Origin of the sequence: Pseudoalteromonas sp. McH1-7 (genome assembly GCF_013366255.1) — a bacterium.
Lineage (GTDB): Bacteria > Pseudomonadota > Gammaproteobacteria > Enterobacterales > Alteromonadaceae > Pseudoalteromonas > Pseudoalteromonas peptidolytica.
Window position 1 is genome coordinate 103,674 of record NZ_JABWPQ010000014.1, and the last position, 22,161, is coordinate 125,834.

Genomic DNA, 22,161 nt, shown 5'->3' on the forward strand with positions numbered 1-22,161 from the left:
CCATTAAGTCAAAATGGCATAACTGGCCAAAATAACAAAATCAGGAATGAAAAAACCCATGCGAAGCAAAGCTCATCAATCAGCAGCATTATCTCTTATGCTGTCACTGATATACTTCTCACCTACTACTTTAGCCAATACGCAGAACAGCACCAAAAACATCGAACGGATTGATGTGGTTGGTCAACCAATTAAACGTAACTCAGGCCCAACAGGTTTGGACCTTACCATCAAAGAAACCCCACAGTCTGTCACGGTATTAAGCCATGACTTTATCGACGATTTTGAGCTTGATGATCTGGAAGATGTCTTAGTTCAAGCAACTGGTATTTCTCGATATAAGTTTGGTGCAGGTGATAATACCGAATTTACCTCTCGCGGTTATCTTATCAATGCGTTGGTAAAAGATGGCTTACCAACCTCTATTGCAGGCCCTCAAGAAAGTCGCTTAGATACCATTGTCTATGACCGCGTAGAAGTACTAAGAGGTGCTGCAGGCTTAATGGCTGGAGCAGGACAGCCATCCGCGACCTTAAATGTGATCACTAAACAACCCGACAGAGATGGTTTTGTTGAAGTCGGTGCTGAGGTTGGCTCTTGGAATAAAGTACGCTCGCATCTTGATGCAACTGGTGCGTTAACAGATGATAAAGCGCTTGCTGGCCGCCTTATTCTTGCTTATGAAGATAAAGACAGCTTTGTAGACAAAGAGAATAGCAACAAAATCGTTGCTTACACTCAGCTACACCATTATTTTTCTGATGATACTGAAGCGTCATTCACCGTACATTACCAAGATAGTGAACTAAAACTGTCACCTTGGGGACTACCTATTTTTTATTCTGATGGCTCATCGGTAGAAATTGACAAAAAAACCAATCTATCTTCACCGGATAGCTTCAATGGCAACACTCATCAAAGTTACCACTTTAAATTATCGCATCAGCTCAACTTAGACTGGGCGCTTAACTTTGGTGCGCAGTACAGCAAAACAGAAGCTGACATTACCATGACCTACTTTAGTGGTAACCCTGACAAGCAAACAGGGTTGGGGTTACAAGGTGGTGATCGTCGCTGGGTAGAAACTGTAGATGGTACCAACTTTATTTTAGGTTTAGTGGGCCGCTTTGATCTATTCGACCGCTCGCATCAGGTCAATGTGACTTATCTCAATGCTGACTTCGAATCAACGGATGATCGTTATGAAGAGTTGGACGCAAACAAACGCACCGTTTTTTATCCACTTCAGTCAATTTATAATCGCCACCCGGCTTCACACTTGAATGCAACCGACAAGCAATTTATTGGTTATTGGGATAAAACAACAAAAGAACAAAGCTTGGCCATCAGCAGTAAATTGGTTCTTACTGATGATCTACACGCAGTCGCAGGTATCAAGTTTTTCGATTATGAACGCACCAATGAGCGTGACTTTGCGTGGAGTGGCTTCTCTAGCGATAAAGGAGATGAAAGCGGTGAAAGCTTATACCTAGGCTTTGTTTACGACATCAACGAACAAGTTAGTACATATGTCAGTTACACAGATGCTTATGAACCTCAGCTAGACAAAGTTGACGTAAACCTAAAGCAACTTGATCCAATCACCGCACGCAATATCGAAGTAGGCGTGAAAACGAATCTACTTGATGACCGTTTACGCCTAAACGTGGCTTATTTTGATAGCTTAAAAGAAGACTTTGGTGTCGTTATTCCTGAGTATGCGGATCAAAGACCAGCAAGGTATCGCCCTGTAGATGGTGCAGAAGCTGATGGCTTTGAAATCGAACTAAATGCGGATATTACTGATAACTGGCAAGTTAACCTTGGCTATAGTGATTTTGATGTCGTTGACGAAAACGGCGAAGACATTAACCTATATGCACCAAGACAAACACTCAATGTCAGCACTAAGTACACCTATGAAGCTTGGAGCTTTGGCTTAAACGCGACATGGGATACCGACAGAAAAGTAGACATTCTTAACGTACCGGGCGTTGACCTTGGCCTTCCAGCCGGTGGTCGTCGTGGTGCCGTACGTGCAGAGCAAGACAGCCAGACTCTGATCAATGCTCATGTTAAGTATGATTACTCAAAGCAGCTTAGCTTCAAACTTAATGTCAGTAACTTAACTGATGAAAGCTTCTACGATACTTACGGCTTCGTACCGAAGAAGTACAGTGAACCTCGCGCGTATAACTTCAGCGTAAAATACCGCTTTTAATAGCGGTTGACCAAAAAAGGGGCTAGCAGCCCCTTTTTTAATGTCTTTACGAAATAGTTATTGCTTAATAACGGTTGTCGATATTTGCGTCGTGGCAATGTCAGCGGCTTCAAAAGGTAACGTCACCAGCTTATTCTGTTCACTATAATGGCGGGTTTGATCGTTACTATTCTCTGCATCTGGATGTTGTGATTGAGAATAGGTTAACAGGCCCTGTGCCTTCACTCCCGTTTGCTCAAAGTCCACAACCATCATCCAACTAGAACCAAAGTGGAGCTCGTATCCACGTTGTGACAACCCACTCCACAGTGGCCTGTTATTGTATGGCGTTGTTACAGATGGCGTTGCCACAGGTGCAAATATGGTTTGGTCAAGGCGATTTTGCGTTGCAAATACATTTAGCCCACCCTCAACGTTCATATTACCCTGCCACGCAAAACGCTGCCCATGCTGCTCAAAGAATTGTAGCTCTCCAAGCGATGCCTCCAGTGTAAAGCCTGCATGGCGAATAATTTCACCCGCGATAGCCAGCTCTTTAAATAACGCTTCATCAATCCGAATATTGCGCGGCGTATTCACGGGATCTCGCGCATCAAAACTGACTTCAAAGTCTTCCCTATCATTGACTCTTGCAACAAATTCCCGCACTAGATGCGCCGCAATCGATGTTTGATTGAAGTGCCCATCCCATTTTTGCAAGGCTGCACAGCTTGGCGCGAGCGCAATTGATTGCTCATCAATCGTGATGGTTTTGCGTTGCCAACCTTGTTTACAAGCGGCAATGACATCGTCAATTATTGGAGTTATAAGCGCAGTATTCGATAACAAAATGGTCGCCACTTCATCAGCACTGAATTTATTATCAGCCCCGACTGGGTGACTCACTTTAGCTAGGGAGTGTCGTGTTCTGCGACTTTGCAATACACTGTGTTGACCATAAAGTGGAGAAACTTTAGCTATCGGTGCACTCGCATTGGCGAGCCAATATGAGTCATTTGCATTTTGCACGTAATCTGTACGTGTTAGCTTTGGTTTTGCTTCATACGGTACACTTTGCTGATAATAATACGCCGCCGAGTCACCTGGCAGCACTGGGACTCTGAACTTTGCAAAGTACTGCTTCGCCTGCGCGTTATCATTGAGATACTGTAATGCAATTGGCGGAAGGTCTGGCACATTGGCAGCATCGATATAAAATGCTTGTCCGTCTTTATCGGTATAAATCACATTATTAAACATCAAGCCATTGTGATCTTTAAAAGTTTGTTGGAACTCAGCGAGTGTTTGCGCTTTATTCAGTGCCAACCAATGATCGATTGCCGCAAAGCTATTTATATTGGTATTTTTTAATACATAGGCATGTTGCTCACTCCACTCTAACACTTTAGGGATTTCGACCAGCATGCCACCTTCAGCTTTATACACAGGTTTGTGTAGTCTGTATATTTCACCTGAATCACTAAGCACTTCAATTGCGATATCCTTGACCGCTATCTGCTTCGTTTCGCCGTCAACAACATATTTTAATGGATCAGTTGCATCGAGCGTTAAACGATAAATTACGCTCTGTGTTGAGGCTGAATAGGTATGGCTCCACGCGATATTGTGGTTAAAACCAATATTTACCGCTGCGGGGAAGCCAAGTAACGATGCCCCCATTACATCTAGCTGACCTGGAATGTTGGCATGATACGCCCAAAAACGCATTTGCCCGGTCATAGGAAAGTGCGGATTTGCCATCAATAACCCTTTGCCATCATCACTCAGTGCACCACCAATTGCCCAAGCATTAGAGCCTTGAGTAACAAGCGTATCTGCACTTGGGACAGCAGCAAGGGGAGCGGTCAGCGAGACTGGCTTTGCTGCACTTGGCAGCCACTCATTAGCCTGTCCAGGATGTGCTTGTAAAATAGCCGTTGCAAACTGCCCAAGACTGGCTCCACTACCTGCCGCGGCGATATTGGCAAGTACGTCAATTGCCGTGATTGGTTGCACCCAGTTTTGCCCTTGGCAGGTCGGCTCTAGACTCGCTTTACCCTCTTCTACCTCTGCGAGATACAAGTTAAAGCCCGCCGCAAAGCCCTCTGCTGCTGCTTGTGTATCTTCAGAAAGGTGAGGAAAGGCTAACTTAGCTTGCTGGTGAATATCGGCAATCTTAAACAGGTAATCAGACATTACATGACGGTTGTCGCCCGCATGATGCAAGTCAGCGCCCAAATATTTAGCGCGCTCACCACGTACTCGCAAGTAACTATCCGCTAAGACACAAGCATGATCTTGTGCTTGTGCATAGCCGGAGCCAAAAGCCAAAGAGCGCAGATCATGCGCTGTAACATGCGCAATACCAAACTCAGTACGCGTGATCTTCGCTTTAAGCTTGCTGTCGTCTTGTTTGTTATTACTTTGAATTGACGAGTAGTCGGCCTGACATGCTACGGAGCCAAATAATAATAATGGAATGAGCAGTGTATTAGAGTTCATACCTATCCTTTTCTTGTTACTGGGTAATAAAACCAATTGAAGTCGTGCTGCAATTGGTTTCGAGGGGGAATAAATCACTTGTTTAAGATGAGGTGAGATATAAAAAACGGGTGATTATCACCCGTTTCAGTTATTGATTTTCTAGCTCTGCGACCAGCGCTTCCTCAACTAGAAATGCCAAGTTATCAATCGTGGGATCTTCAAAAAAGGCAGCTGGTGTGATTTCAACAGCAAAGATTTGCTTTGCTTTTGCTATCATCTGTATCGCTATCAGAGAGTCTCCACCTAACGCAAAAAAGTTATCGAAGATACCAACTTCTGTATAACCAAGAGACTCACACCACAAGTTAGCTAAGCGCTGCTCCAGCTCGCTTTCGGGTGCTTCAAACTCAACATCCAAAGATGGTCGCGCTTTACCTTGTGACGTCAGCGGCTGCGCAGAGTCAACGCTACCCAGGGTCTCAAGTAATGCTTGAAGTTTGATTTCACGCTGCGCCCAACTCATGGCTGCGGCATAAATATGTGGAACATCACTTGTAAGCGCCTGCTTGAATAATGCTGCGCCTTGTTCACGACTTAAACCAAGTCCACTTGCCACTTGCTGCCCTGCGGCCATGCCTATGTTGTCCCATCCATCCCAGTTAATAGTGCAAACGGGAAATGGTAACGCGCGATAAGTGACGGCATCAAGATAGGCATTCGCAGCACAATAGTCACTTTGCGCAAACGCCCCGAGTACGGAAGCGAGCGAAGAGCACAGTATCATTTTTGTTAACGAGTGCTGTGCAAATACGGTCAGTAAATTGTCCGCACCTGAGACTTTTGCGGCCAATGTCATCGTCACTTGCTCAGCGGTTAGCTGTGGCAGAACGCCACCTCCAGCAACTCCTGCGGCATGCACAACATGCGTAATACTGCCTAAGTTGGTCTCAGCTTTATAGACCGCATCGCTCAACTCGGTTAAATCAGTAACATCACCTTGTAATACCATTAAATCAGCTGCTGTGGTTTGTAATGCACACAACTGCGTAAACAACGCCCTTTCATCTTCTGTGTCAGCGTTCGCTGCCAGTCGCTGCCATTGTGTTGGATCTGGTATTGCTCTGCGACTGAGTAGAGCAAGTTTATGTCCTTGCTGTGCAAGTTGCTCGGCAAGAACAAGGGCTACACCGCCTAGGCCGCCGGTAATAAAGGTAACGGCTTGCTCAGTGCAAGCTGGCACTGTTGTCACCTCCGCCAGTGTCTGTTGTGACAAGCTAAAGGCGTTTTTACCACGGATAGCCACTTCCACGCTCTGATCGTAAAGTAAATGCTGAAGTAACGTCGAATTGAGCCTATTGTTCGCGGCGTTGGCAATCGCTTCATCAACATCAAGTACTTGTATTGCTAACTCTGATACTTCGTGGCGCAATGCCCGCGTTGCACCTAAAAGTGTCGCTTTTTGCGGTGATATGGCTTCATTTCCCAACACCGAAAATAGCCCAGTGGTCACAAGGCTTACCGCGGTTTTGTTAGCCACCGCCCATTGAAACAGTGCTAAGTGGCTCGAAAATGCCAATACATCATCACCGAGTAATCTTAAATCAAGGACTCTGTCGATACCGCCAGATTGTGCCGCAATCGCTTCTAGGGTTTCAGCTTGTTGCGTATCGCCACGGTATACTCGCGCCTGCTGCTGCTCAAAATCACGACTATGCCACAGTTGAAGTACTGCAACTTGCTGAGCTTGAAGTGCGTTCACTAGCACACCGCAAAGTGGGCTATCATCACAAATCACCAGCCATTGCTCTGCACTCGGCACTTGGCTTGCGCTTGGTAGCAGTGGCGTTTGTTGCCAGATTGGCGTAAGTAACTCAGGGGGAGTGTCTTGCGATCCAACAACCTGTGCTTGTAACTGCTGTGCCTCTTGCCAAAAACGCGTATCTGCAAATACATACTCTGGTGTGATCATCATTTGACCACGTGGATAGTCAGTGACTTGCTGCCAGCTAATCTCATGACCGCGCTGCCAAAGTGCCGCAAGCGTGTTGATAAAAGGAGGTATGGCCGCTTTCAGATCTCTTACATGTGCAATCGAGTGTAGCGCGAGTGCTTGCTCACCAAGATTCTGCATGCTGAGTTTTTGCAATGTATCGCCAGGGCCTGCTTCTATTAGCACTGGGCATGATTGCGCTAGCGTTTGTACACCTTGGGCAAACTTAACTGGCTTGCGGATATGATCCAGCCAATACTGTGTTGACGTTGCCTGAGTCGCCGTGATCCACTCTCCGGTAACATTAGAGACAAATGGCAGTGTTGGGGTATGTAGCTCAACCTTTGCTAGTGCCTCTGCAAACGTTGCCAACACGGGTTCTGTCAGGTGACTATGAAATGCGTGAGAAACGTGTAAACGTGTACAGCTTATTTGCTGCTCTTTTAAGGTGCTTTGCAGCGCTTTGATAGCTGCTTTTGTCCCTGCCACCACCGTATTTTGAGGGCTATTTTGCGCAGCAATATCTAACTCAGAATGCAGATAAGTTTGTACTTGCTCCGCGCTTGCCATCACCGATAACATCGCCCCTTCTGACATTTGCTGTAGTGCTTCACCGCGTGCGATGACCAGTGTAATGGCATCATCTACCGACATAACGCCAGCCAAACACGCAGCAACATATTCGCCAATGCTGTGGCCTAACATTGCATGTATTTGCACACCATGCGTCTGATAACATTTAGCCATCGCATACGCCACAATAAAGAGTGCAGGTTGTGTAACTCGAGTTTGATTTAAGAGCTGATTGGCTGCCAAAATCTGCTCATCTGATGGGAAAAACACGGCTTGTAGCTCTGACTGGAGTTGGCTCGGCACGCGCGCCATTACATCATCAAAGTGCGTTTTAAATGCAGTGATATGCTGATATAAAGGCTGTGCCATCGTGACATATTGCGAGCCTTGACCTGAAAACAACAAACCAACCGGTTCTGCTTTCGTGGTGGTACAATCAATCTGCTCACGACTTAATATCTCGAGCGCATGAGTCGCATCTTTCACCGCAATGGCATGGCAGGCTGACAAGCGACGCTTCTTGTGTTGTAACTGCGCCGCAACCAGAGATAGCTGCTGCGGGTGCTGCTCTATAACTTTAGCCAGCTGCTGGCACTGTTTTTTAATACTGTCTGGGTTAGCCGCCGATATAGGCAAGATATGCCAAGGCGCGGAGGTACTTGTCCCCTTACCCTCGGGCGCTTGATACTCTTCAACAATCACATGTGCGTTTGTTCCACCCATACCAAGCGAGCTGACCGCAGCCCTGCGAGGAACATCACTGTGCCACGTTTGCACCTGCTGGGGTAAATAAAAAGGGCTCGCCTCAAAGTCGATTTTACTATTGAGTGGCGTGCAGTGGATACTCGGTGGGATCTCTTTATGGCGTAAAGCTTGTATTGCTTTAATTAAACCTGTTACGCCAGCCGCTGAGTCTAAGTGACCAATATTCGCCTTGATTGAGCCAAGCGCGCAGTATTGTTTTTCAGTGTGTTGATATGCCTGCGATAAGGCGGCAACTTCGATAGGATCGCCAAGCTTAGTGCCTGTACCGTGGGTTTCTATGTAGCCAATTGAGCGGGGATCAACATCAGCAAACTCGAGCGCCGCACGTATTGCACCCGCCTGCCCTGTGACACTCGGTGCGGTGTAGCCTACTTTGTCTCTACCGTCATTATTAACCGCCGAACCTTTGATCACCGCTAAGATATGATCGCCATCCTCTATGGCTTCCTCAACACGCTTGAGTACCACAGCAGCGCTACCACTACCAATTAAAATGCCATCCGCGTGCTCACCAAACGCGCTTAATTTACCGCTAGTCGATAAACTTCCACCTACTGGGGCAAGGTAGCCTTGGTCATCTAGTAGATTGAGCCACACCCCACCTGCAAGCGCACTATCACATTCATAGTTTTGCAACGCGCGGCAGGCCATGTGCACTGCCACCAAAGAAGTTGAGCAAGCAGTTTGCACCGTTACCGCCGGCCCAGTTAAATCTAATTCATAACTGATCCGAGTTGCCAGTGCGTCTTTTTCATTACCATTGGTGAGCGCCAATAAGCTAGTAATATCATTATCTTGCTGCTGGGGAAGTAGGTGTTTCAGCAAATATGCAGGCACACCACATCCTGCAAATACGCCGGTAAACTGGCCTGCTTCCATTAGGCCTGCCTGCTCTAACGCATGCCAGCAGGTTTGCAAAAATAGTCGCTGCTGCGGATCTAACTGGGTAGCTTCTTTTGGTGTGTAACCAAAAAATTCAGCATCAAACTGATCTTTATTGGCAAATGGGATAGCTGCCTTCACATAATCCGCATGTTCACGCTGTGCTTCGCTTACCCCCGCAGCTGCAAGCTCGTCATCAGTGAGGGTGTTAATCGCGCAGTGGCCACTACGAACGTTGTGCCATAATGCGTCAACATTATCCGCATCAGGAAAGCGGCCTGCCATACCTACCACGGCAATATCTAAAGGGTTAAATGTTTGCTCTGTCATCGTTTATGCTTCTCTTGATTTTCGCTTCTTGGCAGCAAAGGCATTCATGGCTTGCTTTTGTTTTTTACTATTTGGCGCGTTTGACGACGCAACTTGGGTGCTTGACTGACTGGTTAAATGAGCCGCCAAGCTGGCAATACTGGGGTATTGGAATAGATCCGTTAAGACTAATGATGGGTGATCTTGTTTTAGCTCATCAAAGATAGCCATTAACATCAATGAGTGACCGCCTAAGTCAAAGAAGTTTTGCTCCATGGCAATGGCATCGCGCTGTAGATGGCGCGCAAATACTTGCAGCAACTGTTGCTCTAGTGCACTTCCTGTTTGTTGTGATAACAGCGGTTCAACAGGTGTCGATTCGATGTTGGGAAGCTTATGACGCTCTAATTTCCCGCTATCAGAAAGCGGTAACTTATCAAGCACTTGAATCACATCTGGGATCATGTAATGAGGTAAATGCTGTTGCAATGCTTGCTTTAACTCAGACTCACAAGTGTGCTCAGCCTCAACAAATGCGACGAGGCTAGCAGTGTCTTGACCTTCTCTAAGTTGAACCACGGCGTGATTGACCTGAGGCAACTTACTTAGTTGTGATTCGACTTCTGAAAGCTCGACGCGAAAACCTCTGATTTTCACTTGATGATCGCGACGACCAATATATGCTAACTGATCACCTTGCCAACGCACTAAGTCGCCCGTGGCATACATGCGAGCACCATCGTCTCTAAATGGATCAGCAATGAACTTACAAGCGGTAAGTGCACTTTGCTGCCAGTATCCGCGAGCAAGAATGTCACCACCAATGTAAAGCTCACCAACTTCACCATGGGGCACTAACTGTAATGCCGAATCTAAAACATAAAGCTGCCGCCCCTGAATTGCCGTACCTACAGGTACAGTCTTCGATGAGCCAAGTGTGCGACAATCAAACACACTGGCTTCAACCACTATTTCTGTTGGTCCATAGGTATTTAATAATTTCACATCGGCCAATCCAGCGGCACGCCAATCCGCAATGCCGCTAACAGACATGGCTTCACCACCAGAGTGAACTTGGCGTAGGTGAGGCAATACCAGCGCGCCATCACGCTTAGCTTGCTGTGCCCATGATGCAGCAATTGAACGCCAATAAGCAGCACTGAGATCCATCACGCTAATATGATGACGCTTTGCTTGATGATACAAGGTTTGTGCATCCCACAGTGCGTCTTCTCTGAGCACTACTGTTGCGCCGACAGTCCAAGTTGGGAATACCTGCTCAACAAAGGCATCGAAATTGGCGGTTGCAAATTGCAGCACCACGTCATTCACTGTTAAGCCAATAAAGTCGATGGCCGATTCAATATATTTTGCCAATGCGTCATGCGCTATCGCGATACCTTTTGGTGTGCCCGTAGAGCCCGAGGTATAGTTCAAATACGCCACGGTATGCGGATTTGTAGCGCTAATTTCATTGCTGTTATCGCTATCCAAAGTCTCAAATAACTCAGCAGGAGTGTAAACGCCACCCGCACAAGTTATATTGACTTTGCTACCATCACTGATGAGCTTGCCACAGTTTGCATCCTTCAGCATGAACGCCAATTTAGCATCTGGGAAGTTGACATCTAATGGTAAATAACCCGCGCCGGCAAGCAGACATCCTAAGGTACAGGCTAACATCTCTGGTGTTCGTGGTAACAAAATACCAACGACCAGCTCTTCGTCACGGCCAGCTGTATTAAGCTGACGAGCTACGGCATGTGCCCGTTGCCACAACCAACTGTAGCTATAATTTTGGTCTCGATAAATAATGGCTGTTGCGTCTGGATTGGTGTTGGCATGATGTGCCAATTGTGCCAGCCACGAAGGTGTTGCTTCGCTGCTCGCTTTACCTTGACCCAACGCTAATAACTCAGTGGGCTGTTTTACCGTCGTCAGCTCCGCGATTGCTTTTTGTGGCGCTTGAGTAGCATGCTCAAGTACCGTCAACCAACTTTGTATAAAGGTCTGCATTTGCGCGTCTGAAAATAGCGCACTGTTGTATTGCAGCTCGATATCAAGGTGACCGTCATCAAACAATTTTGAGTCTACACTAAAGTCAAACTGCGCTTGCTGATTGAGTGCCTCTACACCTTCAGCACGCAGTGATGTACATGCACCCCATGGGTTCGCTTGGTATTCCACATGGTTCAGCATGAACTGGAATAATGGGTTTTTCCCCAATTGGCGCTCTGGGTTTAGCACTTCAACTAACTTTTCAAACGGATAGTCTTGATGTTGCTGCGCCTCAAGGGCGCGCTGTTTAACCTGTGCTAGCACTTCAGTGAATGACATCGCAGGCTGAATATGTGCACTGATCACTTGGGTGTTGACAAAAAAGCCCAACATTTCTTGAGTAGCGGCACTACGACGGTTTGCAATCGGGACGCCAATTCTTGGCTTGGCCTTGGCGTATAGGCGATAAAACGTGACTTGCAAGGACGCCAACAACAGCATATACAAACTGGCACCTTGTTGATGAGCGAAAGCCTGAAGTTGCTGCACCTGACGATACCCGACTCGTTCGCCAAGTAGCGCCGACGCAGGTTCTGCTAAGCTATTGCCATACTGCGGTGTAATAAGTTCCTCATCCCCATCACCTGACAACTGAGCCAGCCAGTATGCTTTTTGCTGCAAAGCTTCTGCGCTTTCAAGCCAATCTTGCTGCCACTGAGCGAAATCACCATATTGCAATAACGGGAGTGCTTGCGCTGTCTCCACCTTGTCTTCCAAAGCTTGATAAGCCTCAGCGATTTGTTTAAGTAGCAGTTCAAATGACCACGCATCACCAACGATATGGTGCATTGCAATCAGTAATCTATGCTGCTGTGGCGCAACTTTTATCAGTGCTACTCTGAAGCACTCTCCCTCTGCAAGTGCGAAAGGTGTGCGATACCACTTTGCTATCCACTGCGACTGTATATCTTGCGTACACAGTGATAAATCTTCTTCACACCAAACCATTTCACGAGAAGACGCTGACTGTCGCCACATACCATCACGACTTTTAAGAAATTGCTGTCGCAAGATAGGATGGCGTTCAAATACTGTACTACATGCCAGCTGAATATGCGCATTGGACAAGGCGCCGGTTAACGTAGTTTTTGCACCAATATGATAGGCATTACTGTCTGGCTGTAATTGCCAAAGGAATAGTTGCCGCTGCTGCTGAGCACTCAATGGATAATCTGTTTGTTGAGACGGCTGCAATTGTATTTGCGTGCTGAGTTGCGCTTTGTTTTGTTTTACGAACTCGCAAAATGCACCAAATTCTGGTGCGGTGAACAAACAAGTGGTGTCTAATTGACAATCAAGCTGGGTTTGTATCGCAGCAATTAAGCGCACCGCTTTGAGTGAGTTCCCGCCCAACGAGAAAAAATTTGCTTTATCGCTTGTGACTGGATAGTTGAGCACTTGCTGCCACAGTTGGGCAATGGTCAATTCAAAATCAGACCACTTTTCAGTGCCACACTCCGCCATAGTGAGATTGCGCAGCGCTTCGCTATCAAATGCCCCATACGGTACCAACCGTTCACGTTGATACAGTTTGAGACAGGCGCTACGTTGTAGTTTGCCACTGGAGGTTTTCGGTAACGTGCCTTGATCTAGCAACAGCACTAACTCGGGACTATGTCCGAATTGGGTACTTACAAAGTTTCTGATAACTTCTGCGGTGTGTTCAGCCGCAACTGAGTTGCGGTAACTATTACTGGTTTCAATCGCAAGACCGATCCCTTCACCCGTTTGGGCACTGGGTACCGGAAACGCTGAGACTCGACCTTTGCGTACAAAGTTTAGTTCCGCCTCAATGATCCTTTCTATATCTTGCGGATAAACGTTGTGACCATTCATAATGATCAGGTCTTTTTCTCGTCCAGAAATAAACAACTGACCATCATAGATGTAACCGACATCACCGGTTCTTAACCAACGCTTACCGTCCAATTCTACAAATGTTGCTTGTGTCGCAGCTTCATTTTGCCAATACCCTACAGCGATGCTTGGGCCTGCGGTCCATATTTCGCCAATTTCACCATCATCAAGACGCTGCTGTGTATGCGGGTCGCTAATACGCAAAAAATGCTCGCTGGCAACCACACCACATCCAACCTGATGGCGGTATTGCGCGGTATTTCGCCAATCCTGACTCGGCACCTCAGTTGCTTTTCCTGCTGCCAGAGCTTCGCTATCAAATGCAGCAACATATGCCCCCTGTCCTGCGTGACTACCTGTTACCATCAGGGTACCCTCGGCAAGACCGTAGCAAGGGTAAACGGCTTGCTTGTCCAACCCACATACAGCAAAGCGCTCTGCAAAATCAATCAAGGTGTCATGCCGGATAGGCTCAGCGCCTGAAAAAGCAACCCGCCAATGACTAAGATCTAACGTTTCCATTACCTGTGGTTTGATGCGCTCTAAGCATAAGCGAAATGAAAAGTCTGGCCCGCCAGAAATCGTTCCTTTGTATTGACTCAGTAACTGCAACCATCTCACTGGTCGTTCCATAAAGTAACGAGGTGACGTCAATACCAGCGGATAACCAACAAAGAGTGGCTGTAGCAGGCCGCCGATTAGTCCCATATCATGAAACAGCGGTAACCAACTAATCATGACGTCATCAGCGGTTGTGGCCATTCGCTCGCAAATAACGCGCTCATTGGCAATCAAGTTTTCATGGCTGACCATAACGCCTTTCGGAGCAGCAGTAGAGCCTGAGGTATATTGCAAAAAAGCAATGTCACTTGGTGCAACGTCAGCGCGCTCGGCTTTGCCATCAAATGGCGCAAGCGTATCAACACTCAACATAGAAGCATCGGGAGTTTGTGATGTCAGCGCTTGCACCGTGTCGCTAAAACGTGATGTGGTCAGGATCAAGGTCGCACTGGCGTCTTTAGCAATCCCTATCGTTCGCGCTAGGTGTTGTGGTTTTGTTGACTCTGGAGGAAAACTGGGAATAGCGGTGATCCCACAGTATTGGCACGCTAAAAAGCTGGCTACATATTCAATGCCGGTTTCCATCAAGATTAGCGCTCTGTCGCCTATCTTTGCATGATGTTGAAAGTGACCTGCAAGAGACATTACCTTATCTAGTAATGTTTGATAACTCCACTGTGTGGTTGCTTTGCGTTCGACACATACTAACGCAAGTTGCTCAGGTTGAGCTTCGGCATGGCGCGCAAGGTAGTCTGTAATGGTAATGGCAGACATAGATTACTCCGAGGATCTCCGATGTTTATAGCAGCACATGGCTAATTGAAAACGCTTGCTAACGAACAAAATTGGACAATATGGGCTCAGTGATGAAACCTAAATTCCATAAACCCATCGACATTAAATAGATTAAAAAAGAATGCGGATGATTAACTAGAAGATGCCTGACGCAAGCTCAGCGGTCTCATATCCACCCAGTGTTCGTTGATAAAATCAAGGCAAGTCTGCTTATCTCCTTCGCAGCCAGCTTCTTGCCATCCTCCAGGGATAGTTTTATAACTTGGCCATAAAGAGTACTGCTCCTCATGATTTATCAATACTTTAAATGTGCAATTCTCATTATCAAAGCTCATAACTTTTCACCCAGACTGTAAATAAACTAAGTTGCTAGCAATGACGCCTCACGGACAAAATTATTTAGTTTTATTTATTCGTTAATACTGTGCAGCCTCACAGCCCAGTTAACACAAAAGCTCAAATAGAAACCTTAAATCAAAATAAAAAACACATTAATAACATTAACTTTTAGTATTAATCGCACTGCATTCACGGCGAATAACCCACTATTTTCTCTATGACTCACGGGCCATAATGGATAAAAAAATTCACTTACCTGCTTTAAAAACAATAAGTTAGAAATTAATTTATCTACCTCCCCAGCTGAATACCCAAAACAAATACTTTTGTTAATTTGAAGAAAAAACAATACACAAAAAGTAAACTTTTCACTTGACATGGCTCCCAGATAAAAAATAGAATAACTGATAATTATTATCATTTGCATTGTTGTTATTTTTGGAATACTTAAGGAGTAAGTCGCTGTGTCTCAATTTGCGCTAAAATGGTCGCGTGTTATTTCTGAAAACGAATCAAAATTACTTGTGTACCTAAGCAGTATTTTGCGCTGTCCATATTTGGCAGAAGATGCCCTGCAGGATACTTATATTAGATTGGCTGGTATGTCTAATTGTCAAAACCTAGCAGTTAAAAATGCAACAAGCTTTTGTTATCAAGTAGCAAGAAATATCGCCATTGATATGCTCAGAAAGTTTAACCGTGAAAATATTGTGGATATTGAGGCAGGTCATCTAGAGCAACTTACCGATCAGCAGGTCGATCTTGAAGCAAAATATGAGAATGAACAGCTGAGCGGAAAAATCAACGAAACGATTGGAAAGCTCTCAAGACGCCACCAAAACATTCTCTCCTTTTATCGTAATGGTCGGCTAAAGCAGAAAGAGATTGCCAGCCTTTATAAAATCTCTCCAACTTTAGTCAACTTTATGATCAAAGAGGCAATCAGCAGCTGCCAAACAGAGTTAGTCAGTCATTAATGGCAAAAGCAGCGAATTAGCCTAAGGTTTAGCTCTGAGCTTAGCGGCAATAAAATCGGCATGTGCAACGTAAAATAAACCGGCAATTTTACGAATAATATGGTCTTCATGACTGTCTAGCTCGCCATCTGCATATGCCACATGCCACAGCAGCTCTATTACCTCGATGCGCTCTACATCATTGGTATGGTTGTTTATCTGTTTAGCAAATGAGTACATGTCCACTGCATGCTCGACCAACTGCTGCGCCTCATCAATAAGGGTTGTGACTTGAGCCTGTGGTAATTCACAACGCGTTTTTAGCAGCTCTGCGATTTTATCGAACTCTGATTGCTGCAACTTACCGTCCGCTCGCATTACCTCCACCAATAACGCAGCTAAAGCAGTATTAAAATCGAGCTCTTCTTTTGAAGCGGTTTCTTGCAAGCTTTGGAACAGCTTTTTTAGTTGGTTAAGCAAGTTGCTCATCTCCTATGTGATATACTATGAATGTAGCAGATTAAAAGGATAGTTATGCCTAAGTTATCATTAAGACCAAGCGCGTTAAAGCTAAGTTCTCTAACAGTGGGTGTAGCATTACTTAGCGCATGTCAATACACTCAGGTGCCAAAAGGTGAGGCTGAGAAACACTATGATTTTGACCATAAAGTCCATTATGAGCAAATCACTTATAGTGATACCTACTTTAAACTGGCTATAAAGCCTGATAGTTATGCACACTTCAGGCAGCAAAGTGTGTTCTTGCTACGTCACGCAAAGCGCTTATGCCAAGGTGCTCATCCACAAGTGACATTACTCAGTGGTGTACAAGATTTTGACAGGCTCCCATTAGAGCCAAGACCCTATCAAAATGATTTAACAGTTGAAATAAAGTGTGTGGCAAGGTAATCACACACTTTACTTTCAACGCTTTATTGCATAGTTAACCTAATCTTCGAATAGTTAGTATTACAACTCAGCGCTGAACTTAGTCTTTATATCCCCATGGTGCTTTTGGTGCAGTCACCGGCTTCGTTAAATCAAAGTCGACACGAAACTCTCTTCCCTCACGAACTAAGCGATAGGTGAACTGCTCTGGGTAAATATACATTTGCCATGTATTCCCTACGGATTGAGGGATCCCTTGCTGGATGAATAACTGTTTTGAGTATTCATCCGCTGGGAACGACTGCACTGTGTTATACCCTGCATCTAAGGTATGTCCACCATACATAGTAGAAACATCATCGCTACCATCTTCATGACGGTGGTCGTGCTTTAGGCTCAAACCGCTGCCTGTTTTGGTGATGATCCACGTCCTTGACGCATCTTTACCTACATGAAACGGTACCTGAAGCTCAGTATCACTGCATTTGCGTACGTGCATCACAAGGCGCGCATCGCTAAAGCTGCTGGGACCTTGATTATCTACTGTTACTTTACCTTCATAAGCTTTGCCACAATGCGCTTTGATACTATCGAAAAACGCATCATGACTAGGAATTGAAACCAGCGGGGCTGGACGCGCAAAAGCTGCGCAACTCAAGGTCGTGAGTAGCGCGAAAGTTAATTTTTTCATTGGAGACACCTAAAACAAATAAAGCCAGAGCTTAATCAGCTTCTGGCTTGGTGGCAAAATTATTCGACCAAATTGAGTAAACAAGTATTATTGCCAAGGTCTTGTCGTAGCCAGCTGCTGCTCAAACGCATCAATTTGGGCATTTAATAATTCGGTCTCACCAATAAAATCAAGGCCACTCAAGAGCCGCGCTTTAATGTCTTCTCGCACCTCAAAGTCAATTGGCGTAATACCTGTTCCGCTTATCTGCTGCGCTTCGAGGTCAATACTCAAATGCACTTGTGATTGTTGCTCACATGCGTCGAAAAGCGTATCTAGCGTACTGGCTGGTAGCGCAATGCAAAGCATCTGATTATTGCCACAGTTGTTAAAGAAAATATCTGCAAAGCTCTCGGCTAAGATCACAGTAAAGCCATATTGCTTAAGTGCCCAAGGAGCATGCTCACGAGATGAGCCACAACCAAAGTTATCGCGTGTTAATAAAATTGATGCCCCTTGATACTGTGGGTAATTTAACACAAAGTTGGGATCTGGCTGACCTTCATCAAGATAGCGCCAGTCATAAAATAGCGCTTTGTCGAAGCCGTCACGACTGGTTGAAGTTAAAAACTGCTTGGGAATAATTTGGTCCGTATCAACATTATTTTTGTCTAGTGGCGCAACTAGGCCCTTGTGAAACACGCTCATGACGCCTCTCCTCGAATATCAGTAAAGTGACCTGCAATTGCTGCTGCGGCAGCCATTGCTGGACTCACCAAGTGCGTACGACCGCCTCGCCCTTGGCGCCCTTCAAAGTTACGGTTTGAGGTTGAAGCACAGCGCTTTTCTGCACCAAGGCGATCGTCATTCATCGCCAAGCACATCGAGCAGCCCGGTTCGCGCCACTCAAATCCCGCCGCTTTAAAAATATCGGCTAAGCCCTCTTGTTCGGCTTGCTGCTTTACCAAGCCAGATCCCGGGACAATAAGCGCTTCAACACCTGCTGCTACGCGTTTACCCGCTACCACTTGTGCCGCAGCGCGTAAGTCTTCAATCCGGCTATTGGTGCAAGAGCCAATAAATACAGTATCAACTTTGGCATCGCTTAGCTTTTGCCCTGCTGTGAGGCCCATATATTTCAGCGCGCTGCGCATCGCATCTGCTTTAACTAAATTAGGTTCATCGTCAGGGTTTGGGACTAAGTCATTAATCCCAATGACTTGCTCTGGGCTTGTTCCCCACGTTACTTGAGGTTGCACGCTATCAGCGTCTAACTCCACGACACGATCAAATTCGGCCTCCGGGTCACTATGCAACGTTTGCCAGTAGCGCACCGCAGCATCAAAGTCTTTGCCTTGAGGTGAAAATGGACGCCCACGTAAATATTCAAATGTCTTTTCATCAGGTGCGATGAGCCCTGCCTTCGCCCCCATTTCAATACTCATATTACAGAGCGTCATTCGCGCTTCCATTGACAGTGCTTCAATGCCTGTGCCACAAAATTCAGCCACATAACCCGTGCCACCAGCTGTGCCTAATTGCCCAATCACAGCGAGGATCAAGTCTTTTGCAGTCACGGTCGGGCGCAATACACCGTTCACCTGGATCTTTAACGATTTGGCTTTTTTCTGTTGTAATGTTTGTGTTGCCAGCACGTGTTCAACTTCTGATGTACCAATACCATGAGCCAGCGCCCCAAATGCGCCATGTGTTGAAGTATGACTATCACCACACACTATGGTTGTGCCTGGCAAAGTGATCCCTTGCTCCGGCCCCATTACGTGTACTATGCCTTGGTTAATCGAGTTTAAGTCATACAGTACAATACCAAACTCTTCACAGTTTTGTGCCAAGGCTTGTAGCTGGTTTTTACTCACATCACTGGCTGCCTCAAGTGAGCGACTTTTAGTGGATACGTTATGATCCATCGTTGCAAAAGTTTTATGTGGACAACGCACGGAGCGGTTCTGCTCCTTCAATCCAGCGAACGCCTGCGGTGAAGTAACTTCGTGTACAAGGTGACGGTCGATGTACAGCAGATCCGTTTGTTCATTTAAATTGGCAACTACATGGGATTGCCAAATTTTATCGTATAATGTTTTTGCCACTTGCTCTTACCCTTATTAGACCCTATCGACGATCGCTTGTGCGACATCCATTGTAGTAAACCCACCTTGCGGGTAGATGTCAGGTGTGCCCACACCATCTTTCACTGCCTCTGCTACCGCCTTTTCAATTGCCCGCGCGGCTTCGTCCTGCCCCAAGGAATAACGCAGCATCAACGCAGCACTTAAGATTTGTGCAATAGGATTAGCCACGCCTTTACCGGCGATATCTGGCGCTGATCCACCCGCAGGTTCATATAAACCAAAGCCTGACTGGTTTAAACTGGCCGATGGTAACAGCCCCATGGAACCCGTGATCATTGCACATTCATCAGAAAGGATGTCACCGAACAGGTTATCGCACAATAGGACATCAAACTGGCTAGGTTGCTTGACTAGCTGCATCGCAGCATTGTCGATATAAATGTGATCAAGCGCCACATCTGGGTATTCTTTCGCCACGTCATTGACCACTTCACGCCACAACACACTAGTTGCAAGTACATTCGCTTTATCCACCGACGTCACATGATTATTTCTGAGCCTTGCAGCATCAAACGCAAAACGGGCGATGCGTTCGATTTCTTTGCGCGAGTAGGTTTGCGTATCAAACGCTGATTCGTCTTCGCCTTTACCTTGGCGACCTTTGTCGCCAAAATAAATCCCGCCAGTAAGCTCACGGACGCATAAAATATCAAAACCTTGTTGGCTAATGTCACTGCGCAGTGGCGAGGCAGCGCTCAATGCGGGTAATAGCTGCGCAGGGCGCAGGTTACAAAAAAGCTGGAAGTGCTTTCTAAGCGGTAATAAAGATGCCCGCTCTGGCTGCTCATTCGGTGGCAGATGCTCCCACTTTGGCCCACCGACAGAACCAAATAAAATAGCATCAGCGGCTTCACATGCAGCTAATGTTGCTGCTGGTAAGGCTTCGCCAAACGCATCAATAGCCGCGCCACCAATCGCTTGCGCCGACTTATCTAAAGTAAAGTTGAACTTAGTCGCCACTTTATCCAATACTAGCTCAGCGGCTTGCATCACCTCTGGACCGATTCCATCACCTGCCAGTACTGCTACTTTATAGCTTGCTTGACTCATCCTGCTTTCCTTTGTTGTTTAAGACTTGACACTTTTTGTGCTCTATCGATTAGGTTATATACTCGGATCATCGCTCTTACCGATGCCTCTACGATGTCAGAAGCAAGCCCTACGCCGTGATACTGCTTGCCATCAAATTTCGCAATGATATTCACTTGGCCTAGTGCACTGGCGCCCTGACTAGTTGCGTCTAAGTTATATTCCACAACTTCAATCGCCATATTTGTGATCCGTTCAATAGCCAAAAATGCCGCTTCCACCGGACCGTTACCTGTTGCCGCTTCTTGCTTAAGCTCCCCATTGATTGTGACTCCAACCGTGGCGCTGGCGATAGATTGCGAGTTAGATGAAGCGTTAACGAACTGCAATTGGTAGCGTTCATCTTTATCTTTGATCTGATTGAAGTAAATCATCGCTTCTAGGTCATAGTCATAAACCGTACCCTTTTGGTCAGCTAACGCTAAGAAGCTGTCATATAGGCTATCCATATCGTAGTCTGACTGTTGATAACCAAGTTCATTGAGGCGGTGTTCAATCACGTGACGACCCGAGCGAGACGTCATATTTAGCTGGTTACTCGGTACGCCTACCGTTTCAGGTGCCATGATTTCGTATGTATTTTGTGCTTTTAGCACGCCGTCTTGATGAATACCGGAGCTGTGTGCAAACGCATTTTCACCGACAATTGCTTTATTCGGTTGTACCGGCATATTGCAAATTTTAGCGACCTGACGTGATGCCCGGTAGATTTCTTCACTACGAATATCGGTATGAACTTTTAGGTGGTCTTGACGCATCTTCATGATCATCGCCACCTCTTCTAGTGAACAGTTCCCCGCACGCTCACCAATACCATTGATAGTACATTCAATTTGCCTTGCACCTGCTTGTACCGCAGCGATAGAGTTTGCTACCGCAAGCCCCAAATCGTTATGGCAATGTACACTTAATCTTGCTTTGTCTATGTTAGGTACATTATGGCGAATATGGTGGATCATCGCGGCATACTCATCGGGCGTCACGTAACCAACGGTATCAGGCAAGTTAATCGTAGAGGCGCCAGCATTTATTGCAGCTTCAACAATCCGACACAGATCTGGATAAGGGGTACGGCCAGCATCCTCACAAGAAAACTCAACATCATCGGTGTACTTTCTGGCCTGAGAAATGGCGTTAATCGCCATGTTAGTCGCGTCATCTAAGCTCATTCTTAACTTATGCTCTAGATGCAGTGGGCTGGTTGCAATAAACGTATGGATACGACGCTGCTCTGCGCCTTTTAAGGCTTCACCACAGGCGTCAATGTCTTTTGCCACAGCACGGGCTAGGCCGCAAATTGCAGGTCCTCTTACTTCTTTGGCGATGCGCTGTACGGCACGAAAATCCGCGGGGCTGGATACCGGAAAACCCACTTCCATCACATCCACATTGAGCCGACTAATGGTATGCGCCAGTTGTATTTTATCTTCTTCGGTTAAGCTGGCCTTTAGTGCCTGCTCACCATCCCTTAACGTTGTATCGAAAATCCAAACTTTATCTTGCATACCCTTATCCTCAGCCAAAAAAAACCCCGCAAGTGCGGGGTGTCTACAGTAAATGTCGCTCAATTCGCGCAATTACACCCCACCCCTGTG

Annotated in this window: 13 protein-coding genes; 3 read left to right on the forward strand and 10 right to left on the reverse strand. The window is 46.3% G+C overall.

Annotation, left to right across the window (positions count from 1 at the left end; translation table 11 throughout):
- Positions 1 to 58 precede the first annotated feature (58 nt).
- Positions 59 to 2,221: a TonB-dependent siderophore receptor gene (locus HUZ36_RS11675; RefSeq protein ID WP_176032930.1), complete on the forward strand. Its 2,163-nt coding sequence runs from the start codon at positions 59 to 61 to the stop codon at positions 2,219 to 2,221.
- A 57-nt stretch (positions 2,222 to 2,278) separates the two neighbouring features.
- Here the strand turns inward: HUZ36_RS11675 and HUZ36_RS11680 are convergent, their stop codons facing one another.
- The 4 genes from HUZ36_RS11680 to HUZ36_RS11695 form a co-directional block, all read right to left on the reverse strand.
- Entirely contained in the window at positions 2,279 to 4,702 is a 2,424-nt protein-coding gene (locus HUZ36_RS11680; protein WP_176032931.1) for a penicillin acylase family protein, read from the reverse strand.
- A gap of 130 nt (positions 4,703 to 4,832) precedes the next feature.
- A complete protein-coding gene (locus tag HUZ36_RS11685; RefSeq protein WP_176032932.1) occupies positions 4,833 to 9,224 on the reverse strand; it encodes a type I polyketide synthase in 4,392 nt (1,463 codons plus the stop codon).
- A gap of 3 nt (positions 9,225 to 9,227) precedes the next feature.
- Positions 9,228 to 14,453, reverse strand: coding sequence for a non-ribosomal peptide synthetase (locus HUZ36_RS11690; protein ID WP_176032933.1), 5,226 nt, complete (start codon positions 14,451 to 14,453; stop codon positions 9,228 to 9,230).
- Between the two features lie 152 nt (positions 14,454 to 14,605).
- The gene (locus HUZ36_RS11695) at positions 14,606 to 14,809 is read right to left on the reverse strand and encodes an MbtH family protein (RefSeq protein ID WP_125251326.1); all 204 of its coding nucleotides are present in this window, start codon (positions 14,807 to 14,809) and stop codon (positions 14,606 to 14,608) included.
- Positions 14,810 to 15,277: 468 nt separating this feature from the next.
- Between HUZ36_RS11695 and HUZ36_RS11700 the strand changes: the two genes are divergently transcribed.
- On the forward strand, positions 15,278 to 15,790 hold the full coding sequence (locus HUZ36_RS11700; protein ID WP_125251325.1) for an RNA polymerase sigma factor: 513 nt from the start codon (positions 15,278 to 15,280) through the stop codon (positions 15,788 to 15,790).
- A gap of 21 nt (positions 15,791 to 15,811) precedes the next feature.
- Here the strand turns inward: HUZ36_RS11700 and HUZ36_RS11705 are convergent, their stop codons facing one another.
- On the reverse strand, positions 15,812 to 16,249 hold the full coding sequence (locus HUZ36_RS11705) for a tellurite resistance TerB family protein (protein WP_128729806.1): 438 nt from the start codon (positions 16,247 to 16,249) through the stop codon (positions 15,812 to 15,814).
- A gap of 54 nt (positions 16,250 to 16,303) precedes the next feature.
- Here HUZ36_RS11705 and HUZ36_RS11710 point away from each other — a divergent pair, with 54 nt between their 5' ends.
- Complete coding sequence (locus tag HUZ36_RS11710; RefSeq protein WP_176032934.1) at positions 16,304 to 16,678, forward strand: hypothetical protein; 375 nt, start codon at positions 16,304 to 16,306, stop codon at positions 16,676 to 16,678.
- Positions 16,679 to 16,757: 79 nt separating this feature from the next.
- Here the strand turns inward: HUZ36_RS11710 and HUZ36_RS11715 are convergent, their stop codons facing one another.
- From HUZ36_RS11715 to leuA, 5 genes are all read right to left on the reverse strand, one after another.
- Positions 16,758 to 17,348, reverse strand: a complete 591-nt coding sequence (locus tag HUZ36_RS11715) for a hypothetical protein (protein WP_125251323.1) — start codon at positions 17,346 to 17,348, stop codon at positions 16,758 to 16,760.
- An 87-nt stretch (positions 17,349 to 17,435) separates the two neighbouring features.
- A complete protein-coding gene (gene leuD, locus HUZ36_RS11720) occupies positions 17,436 to 18,035 on the reverse strand; it encodes a 3-isopropylmalate dehydratase small subunit (protein ID WP_125251322.1) in 600 nt (199 codons plus the stop codon).
- Positions 18,032 to 19,435, reverse strand: coding sequence for a 3-isopropylmalate dehydratase large subunit (gene leuC, locus HUZ36_RS11725; protein ID WP_176032935.1), 1,404 nt, complete (start codon positions 19,433 to 19,435; stop codon positions 18,032 to 18,034). Before leuC ends, leuD begins: the two co-directional genes overlap by 4 nt.
- Positions 19,436 to 19,450: 15 nt before the next feature.
- A complete protein-coding gene (gene leuB / locus HUZ36_RS11730) occupies positions 19,451 to 20,527 on the reverse strand; it encodes a 3-isopropylmalate dehydrogenase (RefSeq protein WP_176032936.1) in 1,077 nt (358 codons plus the stop codon).
- Positions 20,524 to 22,071: a 2-isopropylmalate synthase gene (gene leuA, locus HUZ36_RS11735; protein WP_147389767.1), complete on the reverse strand. Its 1,548-nt coding sequence runs from the start codon at positions 22,069 to 22,071 to the stop codon at positions 20,524 to 20,526. Before leuA ends, leuB begins: the two co-directional genes overlap by 4 nt.
- Between the last annotated feature and the right edge of the window lie 90 nt (positions 22,072 to 22,161).

Excerpts from the sequence above, each read along its gene's own strand:
- HUZ36_RS11675 (WP_176032930.1), top strand. The coding sequence starts at position 59 with ATGCGAAGCAAAGCTCATCAATCAGCAGCATTATCTCTTATGCTGTCA.
- HUZ36_RS11680 (WP_176032931.1), bottom strand. The coding sequence starts at position 4,702 with ATGAACTCTAATACACTGCTCATTCCATTATTATTATTTGGCTCCGTA.
- HUZ36_RS11685 (WP_176032932.1), bottom strand. The coding sequence starts at position 9,224 with ATGACAGAGCAAACATTTAACCCTTTAGATATTGCCGTGGTAGGTATG.
- HUZ36_RS11690 (WP_176032933.1), bottom strand. The coding sequence starts at position 14,453 with ATGTCTGCCATTACCATTACAGACTACCTTGCGCGCCATGCCGAAGCT.
- HUZ36_RS11695 (WP_125251326.1), bottom strand. The coding sequence starts at position 14,809 with ATGAGCTTTGATAATGAGAATTGCACATTTAAAGTATTGATAAATCAT.
- HUZ36_RS11710 (WP_176032934.1), top strand. The coding sequence starts at position 16,304 with ATGCCTAAGTTATCATTAAGACCAAGCGCGTTAAAGCTAAGTTCTCTA.
- HUZ36_RS11715 (WP_125251323.1), bottom strand. The coding sequence starts at position 17,348 with ATGAAAAAATTAACTTTCGCGCTACTCACGACCTTGAGTTGCGCAGCT.
- leuD (WP_125251322.1), bottom strand. The coding sequence starts at position 18,035 with ATGAGCGTGTTTCACAAGGGCCTAGTTGCGCCACTAGACAAAAATAAT.
- leuB (WP_176032936.1), bottom strand. The coding sequence starts at position 20,527 with ATGAGTCAAGCAAGCTATAAAGTAGCAGTACTGGCAGGTGATGGAATC.
- leuA (WP_147389767.1), bottom strand. The coding sequence starts at position 22,071 with ATGCAAGATAAAGTTTGGATTTTCGATACAACGTTAAGGGATGGTGAG.